18 protein-coding genes are annotated in these 20,000 nt (G+C 68.9%); 10 read left to right on the top strand and 8 right to left on the bottom strand.

What is annotated here, in order from left to right:
* Positions 1-3 precede the first annotated feature (3 nt).
* Positions 4-1,128 (bottom strand): iron-containing alcohol dehydrogenase, encoded by a 1,125-nt coding sequence (locus SNOV_RS17350; protein ID WP_013168270.1) that lies wholly within the window; start codon positions 1,126-1,128, stop codon positions 4-6.
* Between the two features lie 163 nt (positions 1,129-1,291).
* Between SNOV_RS17350 and SNOV_RS17345 the strand changes: the two genes are divergently transcribed.
* A complete protein-coding gene (locus SNOV_RS17345; protein ID WP_013168269.1) occupies positions 1,292-2,317 on the top strand; it encodes an SDR family oxidoreductase in 1,026 nt (341 codons plus the stop codon).
* Between the two features lie 165 nt (positions 2,318-2,482).
* On the opposite strand, the gene aguA is transcribed toward SNOV_RS17345, so the two are convergent.
* The 5 genes from aguA to acnA all read right to left on the bottom strand — a co-directional run bounded on the left by aguA (position 2,483) and on the right by acnA (position 9,200).
* The gene (aguA, locus tag SNOV_RS17340; protein ID WP_013168268.1) at positions 2,483-3,574 is read right to left on the bottom strand and encodes an agmatine deiminase; all 1,092 of its coding nucleotides are present in this window, start codon (positions 3,572-3,574) and stop codon (positions 2,483-2,485) included.
* Complete coding sequence (aguB, locus tag SNOV_RS17335) at positions 3,571-4,470, bottom strand: N-carbamoylputrescine amidase (protein ID WP_013168267.1); 900 nt, start codon at positions 4,468-4,470, stop codon at positions 3,571-3,573. The genes aguA and aguB overlap by 4 nt, the downstream gene beginning before the upstream one ends.
* Before the next feature lie 31 nt (positions 4,471-4,501).
* Entirely contained in the window at positions 4,502-4,843 is a 342-nt protein-coding gene (locus tag SNOV_RS17330; RefSeq protein WP_013168266.1) for a DUF2794 domain-containing protein, read from the bottom strand.
* A 422-nt stretch (positions 4,844-5,265) separates the two neighbouring features.
* Positions 5,266-6,075: a DUF1223 domain-containing protein gene (locus tag SNOV_RS17325; protein WP_013168265.1), complete on the bottom strand. Its 810-nt coding sequence runs from the start codon at positions 6,073-6,075 to the stop codon at positions 5,266-5,268.
* A 440-nt stretch (positions 6,076-6,515) separates the two neighbouring features.
* A complete protein-coding gene (gene acnA / locus SNOV_RS17320) occupies positions 6,516-9,200 on the bottom strand; it encodes an aconitate hydratase AcnA (protein WP_013168264.1) in 2,685 nt (894 codons plus the stop codon).
* Between the two features lie 215 nt (positions 9,201-9,415).
* On the opposite strand from acnA, the gene ccmA reads away from it, so the two are divergent.
* The 9 genes from ccmA (at position 9,416) to SNOV_RS17275 (ending at position 17,627) form a co-directional block, all read left to right on the top strand.
* The gene (gene ccmA / locus SNOV_RS17315) at positions 9,416-10,051 is read left to right on the top strand and encodes a heme ABC exporter ATP-binding protein CcmA (protein WP_013168263.1); all 636 of its coding nucleotides are present in this window, start codon (positions 9,416-9,418) and stop codon (positions 10,049-10,051) included.
* Positions 10,048-10,719 (top strand): heme exporter protein CcmB, encoded by a 672-nt coding sequence (gene ccmB / locus SNOV_RS17310; protein ID WP_013168262.1) that lies wholly within the window; start codon positions 10,048-10,050, stop codon positions 10,717-10,719. Before ccmA ends, ccmB begins: the two co-directional genes overlap by 4 nt.
* A 355-nt stretch (positions 10,720-11,074) precedes the next feature.
* Positions 11,075-11,629 (top strand): F0F1 ATP synthase subunit delta, encoded by a 555-nt coding sequence (locus tag SNOV_RS17305; protein ID WP_013168261.1) that lies wholly within the window; start codon positions 11,075-11,077, stop codon positions 11,627-11,629.
* Complete coding sequence (gene atpA, locus SNOV_RS17300; RefSeq protein ID WP_013168260.1) at positions 11,629-13,158, top strand: F0F1 ATP synthase subunit alpha; 1,530 nt, start codon at positions 11,629-11,631, stop codon at positions 13,156-13,158. Before SNOV_RS17305 ends, atpA begins: the two co-directional genes overlap by 1 nt.
* A gap of 22 nt (positions 13,159-13,180) precedes the next feature.
* Positions 13,181-14,065 (top strand): F0F1 ATP synthase subunit gamma, encoded by an 885-nt coding sequence (locus tag SNOV_RS17295; RefSeq protein WP_013168259.1) that lies wholly within the window; start codon positions 13,181-13,183, stop codon positions 14,063-14,065.
* Between the two features lie 27 nt (positions 14,066-14,092).
* The gene (gene atpD, locus SNOV_RS17290; protein WP_013168258.1) at positions 14,093-15,526 is read left to right on the top strand and encodes a F0F1 ATP synthase subunit beta; all 1,434 of its coding nucleotides are present in this window, start codon (positions 14,093-14,095) and stop codon (positions 15,524-15,526) included.
* Between the two features lie 72 nt (positions 15,527-15,598).
* Positions 15,599-16,015: a F0F1 ATP synthase subunit epsilon gene (locus SNOV_RS17285; RefSeq protein ID WP_013168257.1), complete on the top strand. Its 417-nt coding sequence runs from the start codon at positions 15,599-15,601 to the stop codon at positions 16,013-16,015.
* Positions 16,016-16,091: 76 nt separating this feature from the next.
* Complete coding sequence (locus SNOV_RS17280; RefSeq protein ID WP_013168256.1) at positions 16,092-16,784, top strand: TenA family protein; 693 nt, start codon at positions 16,092-16,094, stop codon at positions 16,782-16,784.
* 114 nt (positions 16,785-16,898) lie between these two features.
* Positions 16,899-17,627: a GntR family transcriptional regulator gene (locus SNOV_RS17275; RefSeq protein WP_013168255.1), complete on the top strand. Its 729-nt coding sequence runs from the start codon at positions 16,899-16,901 to the stop codon at positions 17,625-17,627.
* 33 nt (positions 17,628-17,660) lie between these two features.
* Here the strand turns inward: SNOV_RS17275 and infA are convergent, their stop codons facing one another.
* Positions 17,661-17,942, bottom strand: a complete 282-nt coding sequence (gene infA, locus SNOV_RS17270; RefSeq protein WP_013168254.1) for a translation initiation factor IF-1 — start codon at positions 17,940-17,942, stop codon at positions 17,661-17,663.
* 153 nt (positions 17,943-18,095) lie between these two features.
* Entirely contained in the window at positions 18,096-19,769 is a 1,674-nt protein-coding gene (locus tag SNOV_RS17265) for a DEAD/DEAH box helicase (RefSeq protein ID WP_013168253.1), read from the bottom strand.
* Positions 19,770-20,000 lie beyond the last annotated feature (231 nt).

The raw sequence follows: 20,000 nt of genomic DNA, 5'->3' as shown, positions 1-20,000 counted from the left end.
CGGCTAGAGCGATTCCTCAAGCATGCCGCGATAGTCGTCCTCGCTGGCGAGGCGCGGATTGGTGGCGTGGCAATGGTCCTTGAGCGCCTGTGCCGGGATCGGCGCCAGGTCCTCGCGGCTTATCCCCATGGCAGTGAAGCCGGTGGGCAGGCCGAGCCGGCTGTTCAGCGCGGCGAAGAAGCCGGCGGCGTCGCCGTCCTCGGGCAGGCCCAGCACGGCGTTGAGCCGGGCCCATTTGGCCCCGACCGAAGGCCGGTTGAAGCGCAGCACGGCGGGCAGGAGGATCGCGTTGAGCGTGCCGTGATGCGGGCGCTGCGGTAGCGCGCCGAGCGGATGGGAGAGCGCATGCACCGCGCCGAGGCCCTTCTGGAACGCCATGGCACCTTCCATCGCCGCCATCATCATGTTCCAGCGCGCGTCGCGGTCGGAGCCGTCCTTGGTCGCGCGCTCGATATGGGAGATGGCGCGGGAAAGGCCGTCCAGCGCGATGGCTTCCGCCGGCGGGTTGACCGCCGGGGCGAGGAAGGTCTCGACGCAATGCGAGATCGCGTCCATGCCGGTGGCGGCCGTGAGCATGGGTGGCAGGCCGAGCGTCAGCTCGGGGTCGCAAATGGCGAGCTCGGGCAGCAGATGCGGGCTGAGCAGGCCGAGCTTGCGGCCGGACTGCATGATGATCACCGCGGCGCGGCCGACCTCGCTGCCCGTGCCCGCCGTGGTGGGGATGGCGATCAGCGGCGCGACCGGGCCGATGCGGCTCACCCCGCCTTCGACGGCGGCATATTGCTGGAGCGGGCCGGGATGGGTGGCGATCAGCGCCACCGCCTTGGCCAGATCGATGGCCGAGCCGCCGCCCAGCGCGACGAGGCCGTCGCAGCCGGCCGCCTTGAACGCCTCGGCGGCCTTGAGCGCGGCGTCCTCGGTCGGGTTGGCCGGGGTGTCGTCATGGATGGCGGGCGCCAGCTCATCGCCGAGCACGCCGGTGACGCGGTCCAGCAGGCCGGCGGCGCGCACGCCCTTGTCGGTGACGAGGAAGGGCCGAGAAATGCCGAGCCTCTTCAGCTCCGCCGGCAGCAGGGTGAGCGCGCCGAAATCGAACTGCACGCTGGTGAGATAATTGATGAGCGCCATTCTCCCCTTCCCTTTTGCGGACCTCTGCAAGGTCTTGAAGCGAGAATAGAAATCGTTTCACCGGCCGTCCACCCGTCGAGGTTACCGATGACGCTGCGGCGCGTGGCGGGGGCCAAAACCGTGCCCATATGGGGGCGGGGCTCGGACAGGAAGGGAATCGGTCTTGGCGAAGGTTCTGGTTACCGGCGGCTCCGGCTTCATCGCCGCCCATGTCATGCTGCGGCTTCTCGAGGAAGGGCACGAGGTCCGCGCCACGCTACGCAAGCTCTCCCGCGCTGAGGAGGTGCGGGCCATGCTCATGACCGGCGGCGCGGCGGAGGCGAAGGTGGAGTTCCACGCCGCCGACCTCACCGCCGATGCCGGCTGGGCCGAGGCGGCGGCGGGGGTGGACTATGTGATGCATGTCGCCTCGCCCTTGCCGGCGGCGATGGCCGGCACCGACGCCGAACTCGTCGGCCCGGCCCGCGACGGCACGCTGCGCGTGCTGCGCGCCGCGCGCGAGGCGGGCGTGAAGCGCGTCGTCGTCACCTCTTCCTTCGCCGCGGTCGGCTATGGCCATGTGCCGGGCAAGCCGCGCTATGACGAGACCGACTGGAGCAACCCGGACGGGCCGGGGGTGGATGCCTATGTGCGCTCCAAGACGCTGGCCGAGCGCGCGGCCTGGGACTTCGTCGGCCGCGAGGGCGGCGGCATGGAGCTCGCCGCCGTCAATCCGGTCGGGGTGATGGGGCCGGCGCTCGGCACCGACCTCTCCGCCTCGCTGGACCTCGTCCGCACCCTGCTGGCCGGGACGCTGCCGGCGACGCCGCGGGTCTATTTCGGCCTGGTCGACGTGCGCGACGTCGCCGAGCTGCATCTGCGGGCGATGACCGAGCCGGCTGCTGCGGGCGAGCGCTTCCTCGCCACCGCCGGCGACGCGCTGTCGCTGCACGAGATGGCGCAGATGCTGCGGGCCGGCCTCGGCGCGGCGGCGCGGCGGGTGCCGCGCTTCGAGATGCCCGATTTCCTCGTGCGCCTCGTCGCGCTGGCGCTGCCCATGGCGCGCGCCGCGGTGCCGCGCCTCGGCATCGTCCGCAGCGCCAGCAACGAGAAGGCGAAGCGCCTGCTCGGCTGGGCGCCGCGCCCGCCCGAAGAGGCCCTCCTCGCCACCGCCGAGAGCCTGATCCGCTTTGGGGTGGTGAAGGGCTGAGGACCTAACCCCACAACACATCGTCATCCTGAGGTGCTGGCCGAAGGCCAGCCTCGAAGGATGGTCGTTGGAGCGTGCCTCAGCGAGCATCCTTCGAGGCCCGGCCGTTGGCCGGGCACCTCAGGATGACGTTGATCGAGGCGGAAACAGGAAGTGCCGGGGGGCCTACCCCGCCCGCCCCACCGGCTGCTGCTGGGTGATGCAGTGGATGTTGCCGCCACCGAGGACGATCTCGCGCGTCGGCACGCCGACCACCTGCCGATCGGGGAACAGCGTCGCGAGGATGCCACGCGCCTCCTCGTCATGCGCCGGATCGAGCAGCGGCATCAGGATGAAGCCGTTGCCGATGTAGAAATTGGCGTAGGACGCCCCGAGCCGCTCGCCGATGCCGCGCGACATGGAGCCGGCGGCGGGGCCGATGTCGATGGCTTCCTCCGGCGCGCGATAGAGCGGGCCCGGCAGCGGCAGCTTGACGATTTCCAGCGAACGGCCGCGCGCGTCCGTCATCGCCGAGAGCCGCTCATGGGCGTCGCGCGAGATGGCGTATTGCGGGTCGAGCGGGTCCTCGCACCAGGTCAGCGCGACGACGCCCGGCCGCACGAAGCAGGCGAGGTTGTCGATATGGCCGGAGGTCTCGTCGTCGACGAGGCCGGCGCCGAGCCACAGCACCTTGGAGACGCCGAGATAGTCCTTCAGGTACTGCTCGATGTCCTCGCGCGAAAAATCGGGGTTGCGGTTGGGGTTGAGCAGGCATTCCTCGGTGGTCAGCACCGTGCCTTCGCCATCGACATGGATCGAGCCGCCTTCCAGCACCAGCGGCGCGGCGTAGCGCGGGGCGCGCTCGGCCTCCAGCATCTTGGCGGCGATCATCTCGTCCTGGTCGTGGGGCGCGTAGAGCCCGCCCCAGGCGTTGAACTGCCAGTCGACGCCGCGCAGCCGGCCGGCGGCGTCGACGAGGAAGGTGGCGCCGCTGTCGCGGCACCAGGAATCGTCGCTCGTCGTCTCGATCAGCCGCACCGAAGCTGGCAGCATGTCGCGCGCATTGCGCCATTGCCGGGCGGAGACCAGCATGGTCAGCGGCTCGAAGCGGGCGATCGCCGCCGCCACCTCGGCGAAGGCGGCCTGCGCCGGGGCGGCGCCCTCGCGCCAATTGTCCGGCCGCTCCGGCCAGATCATCCAGGTGCCGGCATGCGGCTCCCATTCCGCCGGCATGCGGAAGCCGTCGGCGGCGGGCAGGCTCGTCAGGGTCTCGCTCATGATGCCCAGCCGGCCTTCCGCGTCAGCGCGCGCCCGTCGAGCGAGAGCAGCGGGCCGTAGAGTTCCGGCCGGCGGTCGCGGAACACGCCCCAGCTATGGCGCTGATGGGCGATGGCGTCGAGGTCGAAGGTGGCGGTCAGCACCTCCTGCCCGCTGCGGCCCGCCTCGGCGACCTTGGCGCCGGTCGGGTCGGCGATGAAGGACGAGCCGTAGAAGGTGAGGGAGGTGCCGTTGCGCCCCGCCTCCGTGCCGATGCGGTTGGACGCGATCAGCGGCATGAGGTTGGCCCCCGCATGGCCTTGCATCACGCGCTGCCAGTGGCCGGAGGAATCGAGGCTCGCATCATGCGGCTCGGAGCCGATGGCGGTGGGATAGAGCAGCACCTCGGCGCCGAGCAGCGCCATGGCGCGCGCGCATTCCGGGAACCACTGGTCCCAGCAGATGCCCACCCCGATACGCCCGACCGCCGTGTCCCACACCCGGAAGCCGGTATCGCCGGGCGAGAAGTAGAACTTCTCGGTGTAGCCCGGCCCGTCGGGGATGTGGCTCTTGCGGTAGAGGCCGAGGATGGAGCCGTCGGCGTCGACCATGGCGAGGCTGTTGAAGGCGGCGTTGCCGGCGCGCTCGAAGAAGCTCACGGGCAGCACCACGCCGAGCTCCTTCGCCAGCGCGGCGAAATGCGCGACGAGCTTGTTGCCCTCGAAGGGCGAGGCGAGCTCGAGGAATTCGTAGAGCTGGTCCTGGCAGAAATAGGGGGTCTCGAACAGCTCCTGCAGCAGGATGAGCTTGGCGCCGCGCCCGGCGGCCTCGCGCACCAATCCCTCGGCGCGGGCGATGTTGCCCTCAACATCCCAGTCACAGTGCATCTGGGTGGCGGCAACGGTCAGGTTGCGCATTCTGGTCTCCGGTCGAAAAGGTCAGCCGTGCTCAGTTTACCGCACGCAGCGGCTTTTCCAGCACCGCGATGACGCGGGAAAGCTCATGGCCGCGCTTGAGGATGAGGCCGGTCTGCGACACCACCGTGTAGGCGCCCTGCCGGCGGGCGAGGCGCGGGTCCTTCTCGATGCGGTAGATCGGCACCTCGGTCGAGCGCCGGAAGATGGAGAAGATGGCGCGGTCCCTGGTGAAGTCGATGGCGTAGTCGCGCCACTCGCCCAGCGCCACCATGCGCCCGTAGAGATCGAGGATCCGGTCGAGCTCGCGCCGGTCGAAGGTGACGAGGTCGGCACGACCTGCGACCGGCAATTGTATGGGGTCGATTTCCGCCACGCGGCTCCTCCGGCTTGGCCACTCGGGGCTCTGTGTCCCGGCAATGGCCGGTCACCCGGACTCACTTAGTCATTCGCCTGTTATGATCCACCGCTGTGCGGGCACCTTCAAGCCGCTTTCATGCGCTTTACCCTGCGTTGTTCACGGCCTCGTCAAGAGAAATCACAGAGCTGCCCGAATTCAGCCGTTGCGGCGCCCATCGGGGCTTCCAATCTCTTAACCATAGCGTTGGGCCGGTTCGCGTGGCGCATCGGTTTCCCAGCCCCCCAGCCCCCCGCGGCGCTCGTGGGCCGGCCTGACGCTAGTTCTAGGTTCAATCCCCGAATTGCTCTTAGGGCCGGCTCTGCCGGCCCTTTTTCTTTGCCGCAAGCGTCGGGGCCGGCTTTACCGGTCGCATCCTTTGCCGCGCGCGGCGCAGCCGGTCAGTGCAGGGGTTGCAGCGTGGCGCCGAGGATGGCGCCGGGCTCGGTCGAGGAGCCCGACTGCACGAACACCGCCACCGCATCGGTGGCGTCGCCCGGCAGACGGCGCACGGTCGCCTCGAAGCTCGCCTCGCCGCCGTTCCAGTCGCCGAGCTTGGTCCAGCCGCGTACCACATTGTGGTAGGTCATGCTGGTGCCCTCGTTCTCGCCGCGGCCGATGTCGACCTTCATCTGGCTCGCCACCGGGCACAGCCACACCTCGCCCGATCCCGAGCCCGGCGCGGCGCCGATCCTGATCTTCAGCTTGTCGCCGTCCTTGTTCACCGCCACCGGCACGGTGGGCCGGGCGATGGTCGAGAGCGTGCGCTCCAATGTCGAGCGGTCCGAGCCGATGGCCATGATGCGGCCGTTCACCACCGCCTGCGGGGTGAACATCTTGCCGTCGCCGCGCATGCGGGCATAGGCCTTCTGGCGCAGCGAATGGCCATGCTTGGCCAGCGTGTCCTTCCAGCCGAGATAGTCCCAGTAGTCCACCGCCAAAGTGAGGGCGATGACGTCCGGACGCTCCGCCAGCTCGCCCATCAGCTTGTCGGCGGGCGGGCAGGCCGAGCAGCCTTGGCTGGTGAAGAGCTCCACCATCGCCTTGGGGGCGGAGACCGGCTTGACCGGGGCATCCTCGGCATGGGCGGCGGCCGGCAGGATCAGCACCAGAGCCAGCAGCACCAACCCGATCCGCGCCACCCGGTCGCCACCTGGAAGGGCGGCACGCATGGGCAGGGGCGGGGCGGTTACGGCGGTGGGGGCGAACATGTCGAGCGGGTCGTCCTCGGCGCGAGCACAAAAAGAGAGGCTTGAGCCCACGCTGGCCGGATCGTCTTGATCCGGCACGCGGTCTCGTCGCACAGCTCTGAGACGGATCGCCGATACGGGCCAAGATCCGGAGCCAAGATCCGGAGGGCCATGGCCCGATCGCGTCCGGCCCTAGGCAATAGGACGCCGCGGACGCCGGGACCAGTCACATTCGGGTGTCGCCGCGCACGCAACGGTGAGGCGTCGCCGCCGCGCCACGGAGGATAGAGGGCCGGCGCGGCTTTCCGAATTCCGCTCCGATCAACCTCATCCTGAGGTGCCCGGCCGAAGGTCGGGCCTCGAAGGATGTTCGTCCGGGTGCTCTGCAACGACCATCCTTCGAGGCTCCCCCGGAGCAAGTCCGGGGGAGCACCTCAGGATGAGGGTGCGCTAGGTCAGGATCACGCCGCGAGGTTGCGCAGCACGTAGGGCAGGATGCCGCCGTTGCGGAAGTAGTCAAGCTCGTCGAGCGTGTCGATGCGGCAGGTCAGCGGCACATTCTTCACCGTGCCGTCGCCGAAGGCGATCTCGGCGATCAGCGTCTGGCGGGGCTTGAGGTCGCCCTCGATGCCGCGCAGCGTGACGATCTCGTCGCCCTTGATGCCGAGCGACTGCCAGGACTCGTCGTTCTGGAACACCAGCGGCACCACGCCCATGCCGACCAGGTTCGAGCGGTGGATGCGCTCGAAGCTCTGGGCGATGACGGCGCGGATGCCGAGCAGTGCCGTGCCCTTGGCCGCCCAGTCGCGCGAGGAGCCGGTGCCGTATTCCTTGCCGGCGAAGACGACGGTCGGCACGCCTTCCCGCTTGTAGAGCATGGCGGCGTCGTAGATCGGCATCTCCGTGCCATCGGGCCAGTGCGTGGTGAAGCCGCCTTCCTTGCCGCTCAGCATCTGGTTCTTGATGCGGATGTTGGCGAAGGTGCCGCGCATCATCACCTGGTGGTTGCCGCGCCGCGTGCCGTACTGGTTGAAGTCGGCCGGGCGGACCTGATGGTCGCGCAGATAGTGGCCGGCGGGGCTGGCTTCCTTGATCGAGCCGGCGGGCGAGATGTGGTCGGTGGTGATGGAGTCGAGGAACAGGCCCATCACCCGCGCCTTGATGATGTCGGTGACCGGCTCCGGCTCCATCTTCATGCCCTCGAAATAGGGCGGGTTCTGCACATAGGTGGAGCGGTCGTCCCAGGCATAGGTCTCGCCGGTGGGAATGGCGATCTTGCGCCAGTTCTCATCGCCCTTGAACACGTCCGCGTATTTCTCCTGGAACATCTTCTTGGTGACGTTCTCGCGGATGAACTTCGCGATCTCCTGGTTGGACGGCCAGATGTCCTTGAGGAACACCGGCTGCCCGTCCGAGCCCGTGCCGAGCGGCTCGGTGGTGAGGTCGATCTGCAGCGAGCCGGCGATGGCGTAGGCGACGACCAGCGGCGGGGAGGCGAGGTAGTTCGCCTTCACGTCCGGGTTCACGCGGCCTTCGAAGTTGCGGTTGCCGGAGATGACGGCGCCGGCGACGAGGTCGTTCTTGTTGACCGCCTCCGAGATCGCCTCGGGCAGCGGGCCGGAATTGCCGATGCAGGTGGTGCAGCCGAAGCCGACCAGGTTGAAGCCGAGCTTGTCGAGGTCGGGCTGGAGGCCGGAGGCGTTGAGATAGCCTTCGACCACCTGGCTGCCGGGCGCCAGCGAGGTCTTCACCCAGGGCTTGGAGGTCAGGCCCTTGGCGACGGCGTTGCGGGCGAGCAGGCCCGCGGCGATCAGCACGCTCGGATTCGAGGTGTTGGTGCAGGAGGTGATGGCGGCAATCGTCACGTCGCCATGGCCGAGCGTGTAGTCGGCGCCTTCCACCGCCACGCGCTTGGCCGCCTCGCCCGGCTTCTTGAACTCGCCCTCGAGCGCGGCGAGGAAGCCCTGCTTGGTGCCGGAGAGCAGCACGCGGTCCTGCGGGCGCTTCGGGCCGGCGAGCGAGGGCAGCACGGTCGAGATGTCGAGCTCGAGCACGTCGGTGAAGACGGGATCGGAGGTGCTCGCCTCGCGCCACATGCCCTGCGCCTTCGAATAGGCCTCGACGAGGGCGATGCGCTCGTCGGTGCGGCCGGTTTCGTCGAGATAGGCGATGGTCTCCGAATCGACCGGGAAGAAGCCGCAGGTGGCGCCGTATTCCGGGGCCATGTTGCCGATGGTGGCGCGGTCGGCGAGCGAGAGGTGGTCGAGGCCGGGGCCGAAGAACTCGACGAACTTGCCGACCACGCCCTTCTTGCGCAGCATCTGGGTGACGGTGAGCACGAGGTCGGTGGCGGTGATGCCCTCGTTGAGCTGGCCGGTCAGCTTGAAGCCGATCACCTCGGGGATGAGCATAGAGACCGGCTGGCCGAGCATGGCCGCCTCGGCCTCGATGCCGCCCACGCCCCAGCCGAGCACGCCGAGGCCGTTGACCATGGTGGTGTGGCTGTCGGTGCCGACGCAGGTGTCGGGATAGGCGACGGTCGCCCCATCCTCGTCCTTGGTCCACACGGTCTGCGCCAGATATTCGAGGTTCACCTGGTGGCAGATGCCGGTGCCGGGCGGCACGACGCGGAAATTGTCGAAGGCCGACTGGCCCCATTTCAGGAAGCGGTAGCGCTCCTGATTCTGCTTGTACTCTTCCTCGACATTCTTGCCGAAGGCGGCGTTGTTGCCGAAGAAGTTGACGATCACCGAATGGTCGATGACGAGGTCGACCGGCACCAGCGGGTTGATGCGCTTGGGGTCGCCGCCGAGATTGACCATGGCGTCGCGCATGGCGGCGAGGTCGACCACGGCCGGAACGCCGGTGAAGTCCTGCATCAGCACGCGCGCGGGGCGATAGGCGATCTCGCGCTCGGCCTTGCCGCGGTTGAGGAGCCAGTCCTTGATGGAGATGATGTCGTTCTTGGAGACGGAGCGGCCGTCCTCGAAGCGGAGCAGGTTTTCCAGCAGCACCTTCATGGAGAAGGGCAGGGCCGAGACGCCTTCGAGGCCGTTCTTTTCGGCCTCCGGCAGGCTGTAATAGACGTAGGTCTTGGTCCCGACGGTGAGAGTTTTCCGGCTTTTGAAGCTGTCGAGCGACGTCACGGCTGACTGATCCCCGCTAACGGTGTGGCAGGATGCGCCGGGCCTTGGAGGAGGGAGGGCTGGCGGGCTATAGCTCGCGCTGCCCTGTCTGCGGCGCGGGGCGCATCGTTCAGAATTCTATATAGAGCCATTTCAAACTCCGATCCTAGAGGGCACGACGCGATGCATCGGAAATTTGTGCGCTGCATCGCCTGCGGTAACGGGTGGAAGCGCTGATGCGCCTCGTCGTCGAGGATCTGGCCTGCCGGCGCGGGGCGCGGCTGCTGTTCGAGGGGCTCGGCTTCACCCTGGAATCGGGGCGCGCGCTCGTCGTCACCGGCCCGAACGGCACCGGCAAGTCCTCGCTCCTGCGCCTGCTGGCGGGGCTTTCCGGGCCGGCCGCCGGCCGCATCCGCCTCGAAGGCGCCGCCGAGCCGGAGGATTTCGCCGAGGAGGTGCACTATCTCGGCCATCTCGACGCCCACAAGGCGGCGCTCTCGGCCGAGGAGAACCTTTCCTTCTGGCGCGCCATGCTGGGCCGGCCGGCGCTAACGGTCACTGAAGCCATGGAGGAGGTCGGGCTCGGCGGCCTCGGCGGGCTCCCCGTCGCCGTGCTCTCGGCCGGGCAGAAGCGGCGGCTCGCGCTCGCCCGGCTTCTCGTCGCCGAGCGCCCGCTCTGGCTGCTGGACGAGCCGACCACGGCGCTCGACGTCGCCGCGCAGGCGCGCTTCGCCGCCCTCGCGCGTGCGCACGTCGACAAAGGCGGAATGATCGTCGCCGCCACCCACGCCCCGCTCGATCTCGGCCCCTCCGATGCGCTCGACCTCGGCGCCCGGCGCCCGGCGAGCCCCATAGCTTCGGTGGTCGCATGAGCCGCGCCTTCCTCGCCCTGCTCCAGCGCGACCTCAGGCTCGCCATCCGCGCCGGCGGCGGCGCCGGGCTCGGCGTCGTCTTCTTCCTCGCCGTCGTGGTGGTGACGCCCTTCGCCATCGGCCCGGACCTCGCTTTGCTCGCGCGCATCGGCCCGGCGATATTGTGGATCGGCGCGCTGCTCGCTTCGCTGATCGGCCTCGACCGGCTTTTCGCGGCGGACGCCGAGGACGGCTCGCTCGACGTCATGTCGATGCTGGAACTGCCGCTGGAGCTGATCGCCGCCGCCAAGGGCCTCGCCCACTGGATTGCGACGGGGCTGCCGCTCGTCATCGCCGCGCCGGTGCTGTCGCTGCTGCTCAACCTCGAGCCCGCCTCCATCGGCGCACTGACGCTGACGCTGCTCGTCGGCACGCCGGCGATCACCTTTCTCGGGCTGATCGGCGCGGCGTTTGCCGCCGCCTTCCGCCGCGGCGGGCTGCTGGTGGCGGTGCTGGTGATGCCGCTGACCATCCCCGTGCTGATCTTCGCGGTGGCGGCGACCGGCACCGCGCTCGGCGGCACCGTGCCCTTCGGCACGCCGTTCCGCATCCTTGCCGGCCTGTCGCTCGCCTCCCTCGTGCTCGGCCCGATCGCCGCGGCGGCGGCGCTGCGGGTGACCCGCGACTGATGTTATCTGGCATGCCAGAGCGGCGCCGAGCCGGCGCGACACGCCCGCGCAGGGGCGCGCCGGACGCGATCTGACGCTGCGTCACGGCGGTGGTGCAGCAAAGCGCCGCAGGTGGCGCAAAGCCTTGGCGTGATTGGTTTGCCGGCGTTTGACGGTGCTACGGGGCCGCTACGTCATTTGCCCCCCTCAATCCCTCACGTCCCCGTGTTGCAGCGTTCAAACAGCCGTGTTAGGGAACCGCCGACTTCGGGGGCGGGCGTCAAAGTCCGGTCCCGCTTGAGTTTGAACCTTTCCCGTCCGCGAGCCGGCGCCGTCCTGGCGGGCATCGCTTCGGACAAGTCCCGAGAGAGGCACAGTGGCCGAGACCTACGTATCCGGAGTGGCAGGACGTTACGCGACGGCGCTCTTCGAGCTCGCCCGCGACGCCAATGCCGTCGATGCGGTGAAGGCCGACCTCGACAGGTTCGCCGCCCTGATCGCCGAGAGCGACGATCTCAAGCGCCTGGTGCGCAGCGCGGTGTTCTCCTCCGAGGAGCAGGAAAGGGCGGTCGCCGCCATCCTCGACAAGGCCGGGATCGGCGGTCTCGCCGGCAATTTCTTCAAGACCGTGGCGGCCAACCGCCGCCTGTTCACGGTCGAGGCGATCATCCGCGCCTATGAGGCGCTGGTCTTCGCCTACAAGGGCGAGGTGATGGCCGAGGTCACGGTCGCCCAGCCGCTCTCTGAATCCCACGCCGCCACGCTGAAGCAGGCGCTCGACGCGATGACCGGCAAGAACGTCAAGCTTGCCGTCGAGGTCGATCCCTCGCTGCTCGGCGGGCTCAAGGTCAAGCTCGGCTCGAAGCTCGTCGACGCCTCGCTCAAGACCAAGCTCAATTCGATCCGCACTGCGATGAAAGAGGTTCGCTGATGGATATCCGCGCCGCTGAAATTTCCGCGATCCTCAAGGAGCAGATCAAGAATTTCGGCCAGGAAGCCGAAGTCTCCGAGGTGGGTCAGGTCCTCTCCGTCGGTGACGGCATCGCCCGCATCTACGGCCTCGACAACGTCCAGGCCGGCGAGATGGTCGAGTTCGAGAACGGCACGCGCGGCATGGCGCTGAACCTCGAAATCGACAATGTCGGCGTCGTCATCTTCGGCTCCGACCGCGAGATCAAGGAAGGCCAGACCGTCAAGCGCACCGGCGCCATCGTCGACGTTCCGGTCGGCAAGGGCCTGCTCGGCCGCGTGGTCGACGCTCTCGGCAACCCGATCGACGGCAAGGGTCCGATCGAGGCCACCGAGCGTCGCCGCGTCGACGTGAAGGCCCCGGGCATCATTCCGCGCAAGTCGGTGCACGAGCCGATGCAGACCGGCCTCAAGGCCATCGACGCGCTGATCCCGATCGGCCGCGGCCAGCGCGAGCTGATCATCGGCGACCGCCAGACCGGCAAGACCGCCATCGCGCTCGACACCATCCTCAACCAGAAGCCCATCAACCAGGGCACGGACGAGAAGGCCAAGCTCTACTGCGTCTACGTCGCGGTGGGCCAGAAGCGCTCGACCGTCGCGCAGTTCGTGAAGGTGCTGGAAGAGCAGGGCGCGCTGGAATATTCCATCGTCGTCGCCGCCACCGCTTCCGACGCCGCGCCGATGCAGTTCCTGGCGCCGTTCGCCGGCACCGCCATGGGCGAGTTCTTCCGCGACAACGGCATGCACGCCCTCATCATCCATGACGACCTGTCCAAGCAGGCCGTGGCGTACCGCCAGATGTCGCTGCTGCTGCGCCGCCCGCCGGGCCGCGAAGCCTATCCGGGCGACGTGTTCTACCTGCACTCCCGCCTGCTGGAGCGCGCCGCCAAGCTCAATGACGAGAACGGCGCCGGCTCGCTGACCGCCCTTCCGGTCATCGAGACCCAGGCCAACGACGTGTCGGCCTACATCCCGACCAACGTGATCTCGATCACCGACGGCCAGATCTTCCTCGAGTCCGACCTGTTCTTCCAGGGCATCCGCCCGGCGGTGAACGTCGGCCTCTCGGTGTCGCGCGTCGGCTCCTCGGCGCAGATCAAGGCGATGAAGCAGGTTGCCGGCAAGATCAAGGGCGAGCTCGCCCAGTACCGCGAGCTGGCCGCCTTCGCCCAGTTCGGCTCGGACCTCGACGCCGCCACGCAGAAGCTGCTCAACCGCGGCGCCCGCCTGACCGAGTTGCTGAAGCAGTCGCAGTTCTCGCCGCTGAAGGTCGAGGAGCAGGTGGTGGTGATCTACGCCGGCACCAACGGCTATCTCGACGCCCTGCCGGTCTCCAAGGTGCGCGAGTTCGAGAACGGCCTGCTGCTGGCCCTGCGCTCCAAGCACGCCGACATCCTCGACACGATCCGCACCTCCAAGGAGCTGTCGAAGGACACCACCGAGAAGCTCGTCAAGGCGATCGACGCCTTCGCGAAGACCTTCGCCTGAGCGCAGCGGAGCATCGGGGTAAATGGCCAGCCTTAAGGATCTGCGCAATCGCATCGCTTCGGTGAAGGCGACGCAGAAGATCACCAAGGCGATGCAGATGGTGGCCGCGGCCAAGCTGCGGCGCGCCCAGCAGGCCGCCGAGGCCGCGCGTCCCTATGCCCAGCGCATGGAAGGCGTGCTCGGCAACATCGCCAATGCCGTCGCCGCCGGCCCGGACGTGCCGCGGCTGCTCACCGGCACCGGCAAGGACGAGACGCACCTGCTGCTCGTGCTCACCGCCGAGCGCGGCCTGTGCGGAGCCTTCAACTCGTCGATCGTCCGCCTCGCCCGCGAGCAGGCTTTCCTGCTGATGAACCAGGGCAAGACGGTCAAGATCTACTGCGTCGGCCGCAAGGGCTACGAGCCGCTGCGCCGGCTGTTCCCGAAGCAGATCGTCAAGCTGGTCGAGCTGCGCGCCAATAAGGGCGTCACCTTCGCCGACGCGCAGGCGATCGCCCACGACATCGGCGACATGTTCGCCGCCGGCGAGTTCGACGTCGCCACCCAGTTCTTCAGCCGCTTCCACTCGGTCATCTCGCAGGTGCCGACGGCGCAGCAGCTGGTCCCCGCCACCTTCCCGGAGCAGCCGGCGGCTGCGGCCACGGGCGCGTCGGCGGTCTACGACTACGAGCCCGGCGAGGCCGAGATCCTCGCCGACCTGCTGCCGCGCAACCTCGCGGTGCAGATCTTCAAGGCGCTGCTCGAGAACGGCGCCTCCGAGCAGGGCGCGCGCATGAGCGCGATGGACAACGCCACCCGCAACGCGGGTGAGATGATCAAGAAGCAGACTTTGACCTACAACCGCACCCGCCAGGCGATGATCACGAAGGAACTGATCGAGATCATCTCCGGCGCCGAGGCGCTGTGAGGCACGGACCGGAAAAGGACGACAGACATGGCTAAGGTCGGACGCATCACGCAGGTCATCGGCGCCGTCGTGGACGTGCAGTTCGAGGATCACCTGCCGGAGATCCTGAACGCGCTGGACACCACCAATAACGGCGCGCGGCTCGTGCTCGAAGTGGCGCAGCATCTCGGTGAGAACACCGTGCGCACCATCGCCATGGACTCGACCGAAGGTCTGGTCCGCGGCGCCGAGGTGAAGGACACCGGCGGCCCGATCGCGGTGCCGGTCGGCGAGGCCACCCTCGGCCGCATCATGAACGTCATCGGCGAGCCGGTGGACGAGGCCGGCCCGGTGGTCGGCACGACCACCCGCGGCATCCACCAGCCGGCCCCGTCCTATGCCGAGCAGTCGACCGAGGCCGAGATCCTCGTCACCGGCATCAAGGTCGTCGACCTGCTGGCGCCCTACTCCAAGGGCGGCAAGGTCGGCCTGTTCGGCGGCGCCGGCGTCGGCAAGACCGTGCTCATCATGGAGCTCATCAACAACATCGCGAAGGCGCACGGCGGCTATTCCGTGTTCGCCGGCGTGGGCGAGCGTACCCGCGAGGGCAACGACCTCTACCACGAGATGATCGAGTCCAAGGTGAACGTCGATCCGCACGAGAACAACGGCTCGGCCGCCGGTTCCAAGTGCGCCCTCGTCTATGGCCAGATGAACGAGCCGCCGGGCGCCCGCGCCCGCGTCGCCCTGACCGGCCTCACCGTCGCCGAGTATTTCCGCGACCAGGGCCAGGACGTGCTGTTCTTCGTCGACAACATCTTCCGCTTCACCCAGGCGGGCTCGGAAGTGTCGGCGCTGCTCGGCCGCATCCCCTCGGCGGTGGGCTACCAGCCGACGCTCGCCACCGACATGGGCGCGCTGCAGGAGCGCATCACCACCACCACCAAGGGTTCGATCACCTCGGTGCAGGCGATCTACGTGCCGGCCGACGACCTGACCGACCCGGCCCCGGCCGCCTCCTTCGCCCATCTTGACGCCACGACCGTGCTGTCGCGCTCGATCGCCGAGAAGGGCATCTACCCGGCGGTGGACCCGCTCGATAGCACCTCGCGCATCCTGTCGCCGATGATCCTCGGCGAGGAGCACTACAACGTGGCGCGCCAGGTGCAGCAGACGCTGCAGCGCTACAAGTCGCTGCAGGACATCATCGCGATCCTGGGCATGGACGAGCTGTCCGAAGAGGACAAGACGACCGTCGCCCGCGCCCGCAAGATCGAACGCTTCCTGTCGCAGCCCTTCCACGTCGCCGAAGTCTTCACCGGCTCGCCGGGCAAGCTCGTCGACCTCGCCGACACCATCAAGGGCTTCAAGGGCCTGGTGGAAGGCAAGTACGACCACCTCCCGGAGCAGGCCTTCTACATGGTCGGCACCATCGAAGAGGCGATCGAGAAGGGCAAGAAGCTGGCTGCCGAGGCGGCGTGATCCTCTTCGCCCGGCGCCCCTTGAGGGCGCGGGGCGGTGATCGCTCAAGCTGACGCATCCCCTGGAGGACCCATGGCCACCTTCCCGTTCGAACTCGTCTCGCCCGAGCGCCTCGTCTATTCCGGCACGGTGAGCGAAGTCGTCGTGCCGGGCACCGAGGGCGAGTTCGGCATCCTCGCCGGCCATGCGCCCTTCGTCTCGACGCTCAAGCCCGGCATCCTGACCATCAAGGGCGACGGCGCCACGCGCAAGCTGTTCGTGCGCGGCGGCTTCGCCGAGGCGAACCCGCAGGGCCTGACCGTGCTGGCGGAGACCGCCATCCCGCTCGCCGAGCTGCACGCCGAAAACCTCACGCAGATGATCAAGGACGCGGAAGAGGACGTCGAGGACGCCAAGGACGAGACGACCCGCAACCGCCGCCTGGTCTTCCTCGAGCAGGTGAAGTCGGCGGCCGCGGCCGTCGAGGCCGATGCGCGCACGGCGCATTGATCGGCGCTTCCCGCCACAGCCACTATGATCCGGGCCGCTTCGACAGCGGCCCTTTTCATGTCCGGAGACCATGCCGATGAGCAGCGACGCGACGAGCTTCAGCGCCTCCACCTTCAGCGCGCATGCCTGGGGCCGCAACCTGCCGACCTATGAGGCGATCCGCAGCATGCCGTTCAACGACGCGCTGGCGGACGGAACGCTGTCGCTGGAGCGCTTCCGCCACTACATGGTGCAGGACGCGCATTACCTCATCGCCTTCGGCCGCGGCCTCGCCATCGCCGCCGCCAAGGCCGACGACCCGGACGGGCTGGTGCAGTTCGCCGAGGCCGCCAAGGTCGCGGTGGTGGTGGAGCGCTCGCTGCACGCCGACTTCTTCGACAAATTCGGCATCGGGCCGGAGGAGTTCGGGCGGACCGAGATGTCGCCGGTCTGCCACCATTATTCGAACTTCCTGATCGCGAACGCCTATGCCGAGCCCTATCCGGTGGTGCTGGCGGCGCTGCTGCCCTGCTTCTGGATCTATGCCGAGATCGGCCGCGACATACTCGGCCGCGCCGTGCGCCCAAACCCCTATGACGCCTGGATTGACACCTATGCCGGCGAGGAGTTCCACGAGGCGGTGCGCGCGGTGATCGCCACCACCGACCGCGCCGCGGCCGGCGCCTCGCCGGACGTGCTCACCCGCATGCACGCGGCCTATAAGCGCGCGACCCAGCTGGAATGGATGTTCTGGGATTCGGCCTGGCGCATGGCAGACTGGCCGGTCTGAATCCTGCATGCCGGTGCCCGATGGCGCATGGCGCCGCCGGGGGAAACATGCATGAATGGCAGGGTGACCGCACGGTCCGACGCTTCACGGGCCGAGACCCCTACGAGCCGGGACATGCACGAGCTGAGCAGCGAAGCGCCTGCGGCGGAACGGGGCCGTTCCGAGGCGCTTATCCGCGCCCGCATCCTCGAGGCGATCTTCGAGCGGCGGCTGCCGCCGGGCGAGAAGCTGACCGAGGATCGGCTGGCGGAGCTGTTCGGGGTCAGCCGTACCGTGGTGCGCCAGGCCCTGGCGCGCCTCGCGCAGGACGGCATCGTCGAGCAGCATCCCAATCGCGGCGCTTTCGTCGCGGCGCCGAGCCGGGCCTATGCCCGCCATGTGCTCGCCGCCCGCGCGGTGGTGGAGCCGGAGATCGCGGGAGCGGCGGCGTGCAGCTGCGATGATCACGCCCTCGCCCGTCTGCGCCGGCACATCGCCACCGAGGACGAGGCGCGCGCCGCCGGCGACCGGGCGACGCTGGTGCGGCTCACCGGCGCGTTCCATGTCGTGCTGGCGGAAGTGGCGGGAAACCCGGTCTTCGTCCGGCTGCTCACCGAGTTGCAGGCGCTGAGCTCGCTGTCGATCCTGCTCTATGCGCGCGGCGAGCATTCCGCCTGCCCGCCGGACGAGCACTCCAACATCGTCGCCGCCATCGAGCGCGGCGCATCGATGGAGGCGGCCGAGCTGATGCGCGCGCATATCGCGCATGTGGCGGCGGACATGGACTTAAGCGAGCCGGCCGGGCGGCCGGAAGGGCTGGCGCAGGCGCTGGGCTTCGCGCCGCGCGCGCGGCAACCGCGCTGAACGTCGCGCCGACCCCCGTCGAGGGTCAGCGAATCAGCGGCGGCGGCCGGGCGGCGGGCGGCGCTGGCCGGAACCGATCGGCGGGGTGGGGCCGCCGGTCTTGTGGCGGAAATTGATGCGCCCGCGCTCGAGGTCGTAGGGCGACATCTCGACGACGACGCGGTCGCCGACGATGGTGCGGATGCGGTTCTTCTTCATCTTGCCCGCCGCATAGGCGAGTATCTCGTGTTCATTGTCGAGCACGACGCGGAAGTTGCCGTCGGGCAGTACTTCCGTCACGGTGCCGTCGAACTCGAGCAGTTCCTCTTTCGCCATTAATGGCTCTCCTCGTACAGGTCGCCGCTAGGCAAATACCCTGATGGCAGGCTTTTGTCTCGCCTAGATATTGCCGCGCTGCGGCGGAAACAACTTCCGCCGCTCGTCGACGCGACATGGCAGGGCCGGGAACTGGTCCCGGCCCCTGGCACCTCAGTTCGCCGGGCGGAACGACTTGCGGCGCGGCGGGCGCCGGCCCTCGCGCGGCGGGCCGTCACGGCGCACGCCCTCGGGCCGGGCGCCTTCGTGGCGATGGCCCTCGTGACGATGCCCTTCATGACGGTGGCCGTCCTGGCGCTGCCCGTCGGCGCGGTGCGCATCCGGGCGCGGCCCGTCGTGACGATGCGCGTCCTTGCGGTGGCCGTCATGCGGGCGCTCGGGACGGAAGCCGCGCTCCTCGCTGCGGGCCTCGCCGCCGCGATGATCCGGGCGGGGACCGCGATGGAACGGGCGCTGTTCGCCCTCGCGGCGCGGGCCGCGTTCCTCGCTACGCGCCTCGCCGCTGCGATGCTCGGGACGCGGACCACGATGGAACGGACGCTGCTCGCCCTCGCGGCGCGGACCGCGATCCTGACGCGGACCACGGTCTTCGCGGGGACCGCGATGCTCGCGCGGACCACGCTCCTCGCGGAAGCTGTTGTCCTCGCGGCCGGCCACCGGCCGGGTGGTGCCGTCGCGGCGGGTCTCGCCGCGCCGGTCGACCGAGGGGATGGTCAGCTTGATCAGCCGCTCGATGTCGCGCAGGAACGGGCGCTCCTCGCCGTCGCAGAAGGAGATGGCGATGCCCTCGCGGCCGGCGCGCGCGGTGCGGCCGATGCGGTGGACATAGCTCTCCGGCACGTTGGGGAGGTCGTAATTGATGACGTGGCTGACGCCCGGCACGTCGATGCCGCGCGCGGCGATGTCGGTCGCCACCAGCACCTTCACCACGCCCTGCCGGAAGGCGGCAAGCGCGCGCTCGCGCTGCGGCTGGGACTTGTTGCCGTGGATCGCCTCGGCGTTGATGCCGGCGCCCGCGAGGCTCTTCACCACGCGGTCGGCGCCGTGCTTGGTGCGCGAGAACACCAGCGCCCGGTCGAGCGTGGGTTCGCCCAGCACCTCGACGAGGAGGTTCGGCTTGCCGGCGCGATCGGTGAAGAACACCTTCTGCTCGATCTTGTCGGCGGTCTTGGCGACCGGCGTCACCGCCACGCGCACCGGGTCGCTCAGCAGCGTGTCGGCGAGCTTCTCGATCTCGCGCGGCATGGTGGCGGAGAAGAACAGGTTGCGGCGCTTGTGCGGGAGCCGGGCGACGATGGAGCGGATGGCGTGGATGAAGCCCATGTCGAGCATCTGGTCGGCTTCGTCGAGGACGAAGACCTCGACCATGTCGAGCCGCACCGCATTGTTTTCGAGCAGGTCGACGAGGCGGCCGGGCGTGGCCACCAGCACGTCGACGCCGCCGGCGAGCGAGCGCGCCTGCCGGCCGATCGGCACGCCGCCGATGGCGAGCGCGGTCGAGGGGCGCACATGCTTGCCGTAGAGCCGGAAGCTCTCGAGGATCTGGCCGGAGAGTTCCCGGGTCGGGCTCAGCACCAGCGCGCGGGCCGAGCGGCGCTCGGGGCGCAGGCGCTTGGTGACGAGGTGGTGCAGGATCGGCAGCGCGAAGGCGGCGGTCTTGCCGGTGCCCGTCTGGGCGATGCCGACGAGGTCGCGGCCGGCGAGCACCTGCGGCACGGCCTGGGCCTGGATCGGCGTGGGAGTGGAATGGTTCGCTTCCGCGAGGGCTTTCAGGATCGGCTCGGCGAGGCCGAGCTCAGGGAAAGTGTTCAAGTAGCGTTCTTTCATGGGCGATCGGGTCCGCGCGCAAAAGGGGCGCGAACCGCGAATCACGGGGGGTGGCAGACACCCCGCGTGGCCTGGGACGTCAAAGTTTTCGGATGATCAGGGGCCGAAGACTGCCGCGGATGAACCGAAGCGGAAATCGTGCAACGCGGCCCCGAATACGGACGCTTGGTCCGCATGCAGCCCCTATGTGGCCTAAAAGGGTGGTGATTTCAAGGCGTCATCCGCCCGGCT

The organism is Ancylobacter novellus DSM 506, from assembly GCF_000092925.1.
Classification (GTDB): Bacteria; Pseudomonadota; Alphaproteobacteria; order Rhizobiales; family Xanthobacteraceae; genus Ancylobacter; species Ancylobacter novellus.
This window is presented reverse-complemented; position numbering and strand designations above follow the sequence as displayed.

Excerpts from the sequence above, each read along its gene's own strand:
- SNOV_RS17350 (WP_013168270.1), bottom strand. The coding sequence starts at position 1,128 with ATGGCGCTCATCAATTATCTCACCAGCGTGCAGTTCGATTTCGGCGCG.
- aguA (WP_013168268.1), bottom strand. The coding sequence starts at position 3,574 with ATGAGCGAGACCCTGACGAGCCTGCCCGCCGCCGACGGCTTCCGCATG.
- aguB (WP_013168267.1), bottom strand. The coding sequence starts at position 4,470 with ATGCGCAACCTGACCGTTGCCGCCACCCAGATGCACTGTGACTGGGAT.
- SNOV_RS17325 (WP_013168265.1), bottom strand. The coding sequence starts at position 6,075 with ATGTTCGCCCCCACCGCCGTAACCGCCCCGCCCCTGCCCATGCGTGCC.
- ccmA (WP_013168263.1), top strand. The coding sequence starts at position 9,416 with ATGCGCCTCGTCGTCGAGGATCTGGCCTGCCGGCGCGGGGCGCGGCTG.
- ccmB (WP_013168262.1), top strand. The coding sequence starts at position 10,048 with ATGAGCCGCGCCTTCCTCGCCCTGCTCCAGCGCGACCTCAGGCTCGCC.
- atpA (WP_013168260.1), top strand. The coding sequence starts at position 11,629 with ATGGATATCCGCGCCGCTGAAATTTCCGCGATCCTCAAGGAGCAGATC.
- SNOV_RS17295 (WP_013168259.1), top strand. The coding sequence starts at position 13,181 with ATGGCCAGCCTTAAGGATCTGCGCAATCGCATCGCTTCGGTGAAGGCG.
- atpD (WP_013168258.1), top strand. The coding sequence starts at position 14,093 with ATGGCTAAGGTCGGACGCATCACGCAGGTCATCGGCGCCGTCGTGGAC.
- SNOV_RS17285 (WP_013168257.1), top strand. The coding sequence starts at position 15,599 with ATGGCCACCTTCCCGTTCGAACTCGTCTCGCCCGAGCGCCTCGTCTAT.
- SNOV_RS17280 (WP_013168256.1), top strand. The coding sequence starts at position 16,092 with ATGAGCAGCGACGCGACGAGCTTCAGCGCCTCCACCTTCAGCGCGCAT.
- SNOV_RS17275 (WP_013168255.1), top strand. The coding sequence starts at position 16,899 with ATGCACGAGCTGAGCAGCGAAGCGCCTGCGGCGGAACGGGGCCGTTCC.
- infA (WP_013168254.1), bottom strand. The coding sequence starts at position 17,942 with ATGGCGAAAGAGGAACTGCTCGAGTTCGACGGCACCGTGACGGAAGTA.
- SNOV_RS17265 (WP_013168253.1), bottom strand. The coding sequence starts at position 19,769 with ATGAAAGAACGCTACTTGAACACTTTCCCTGAGCTCGGCCTCGCCGAG.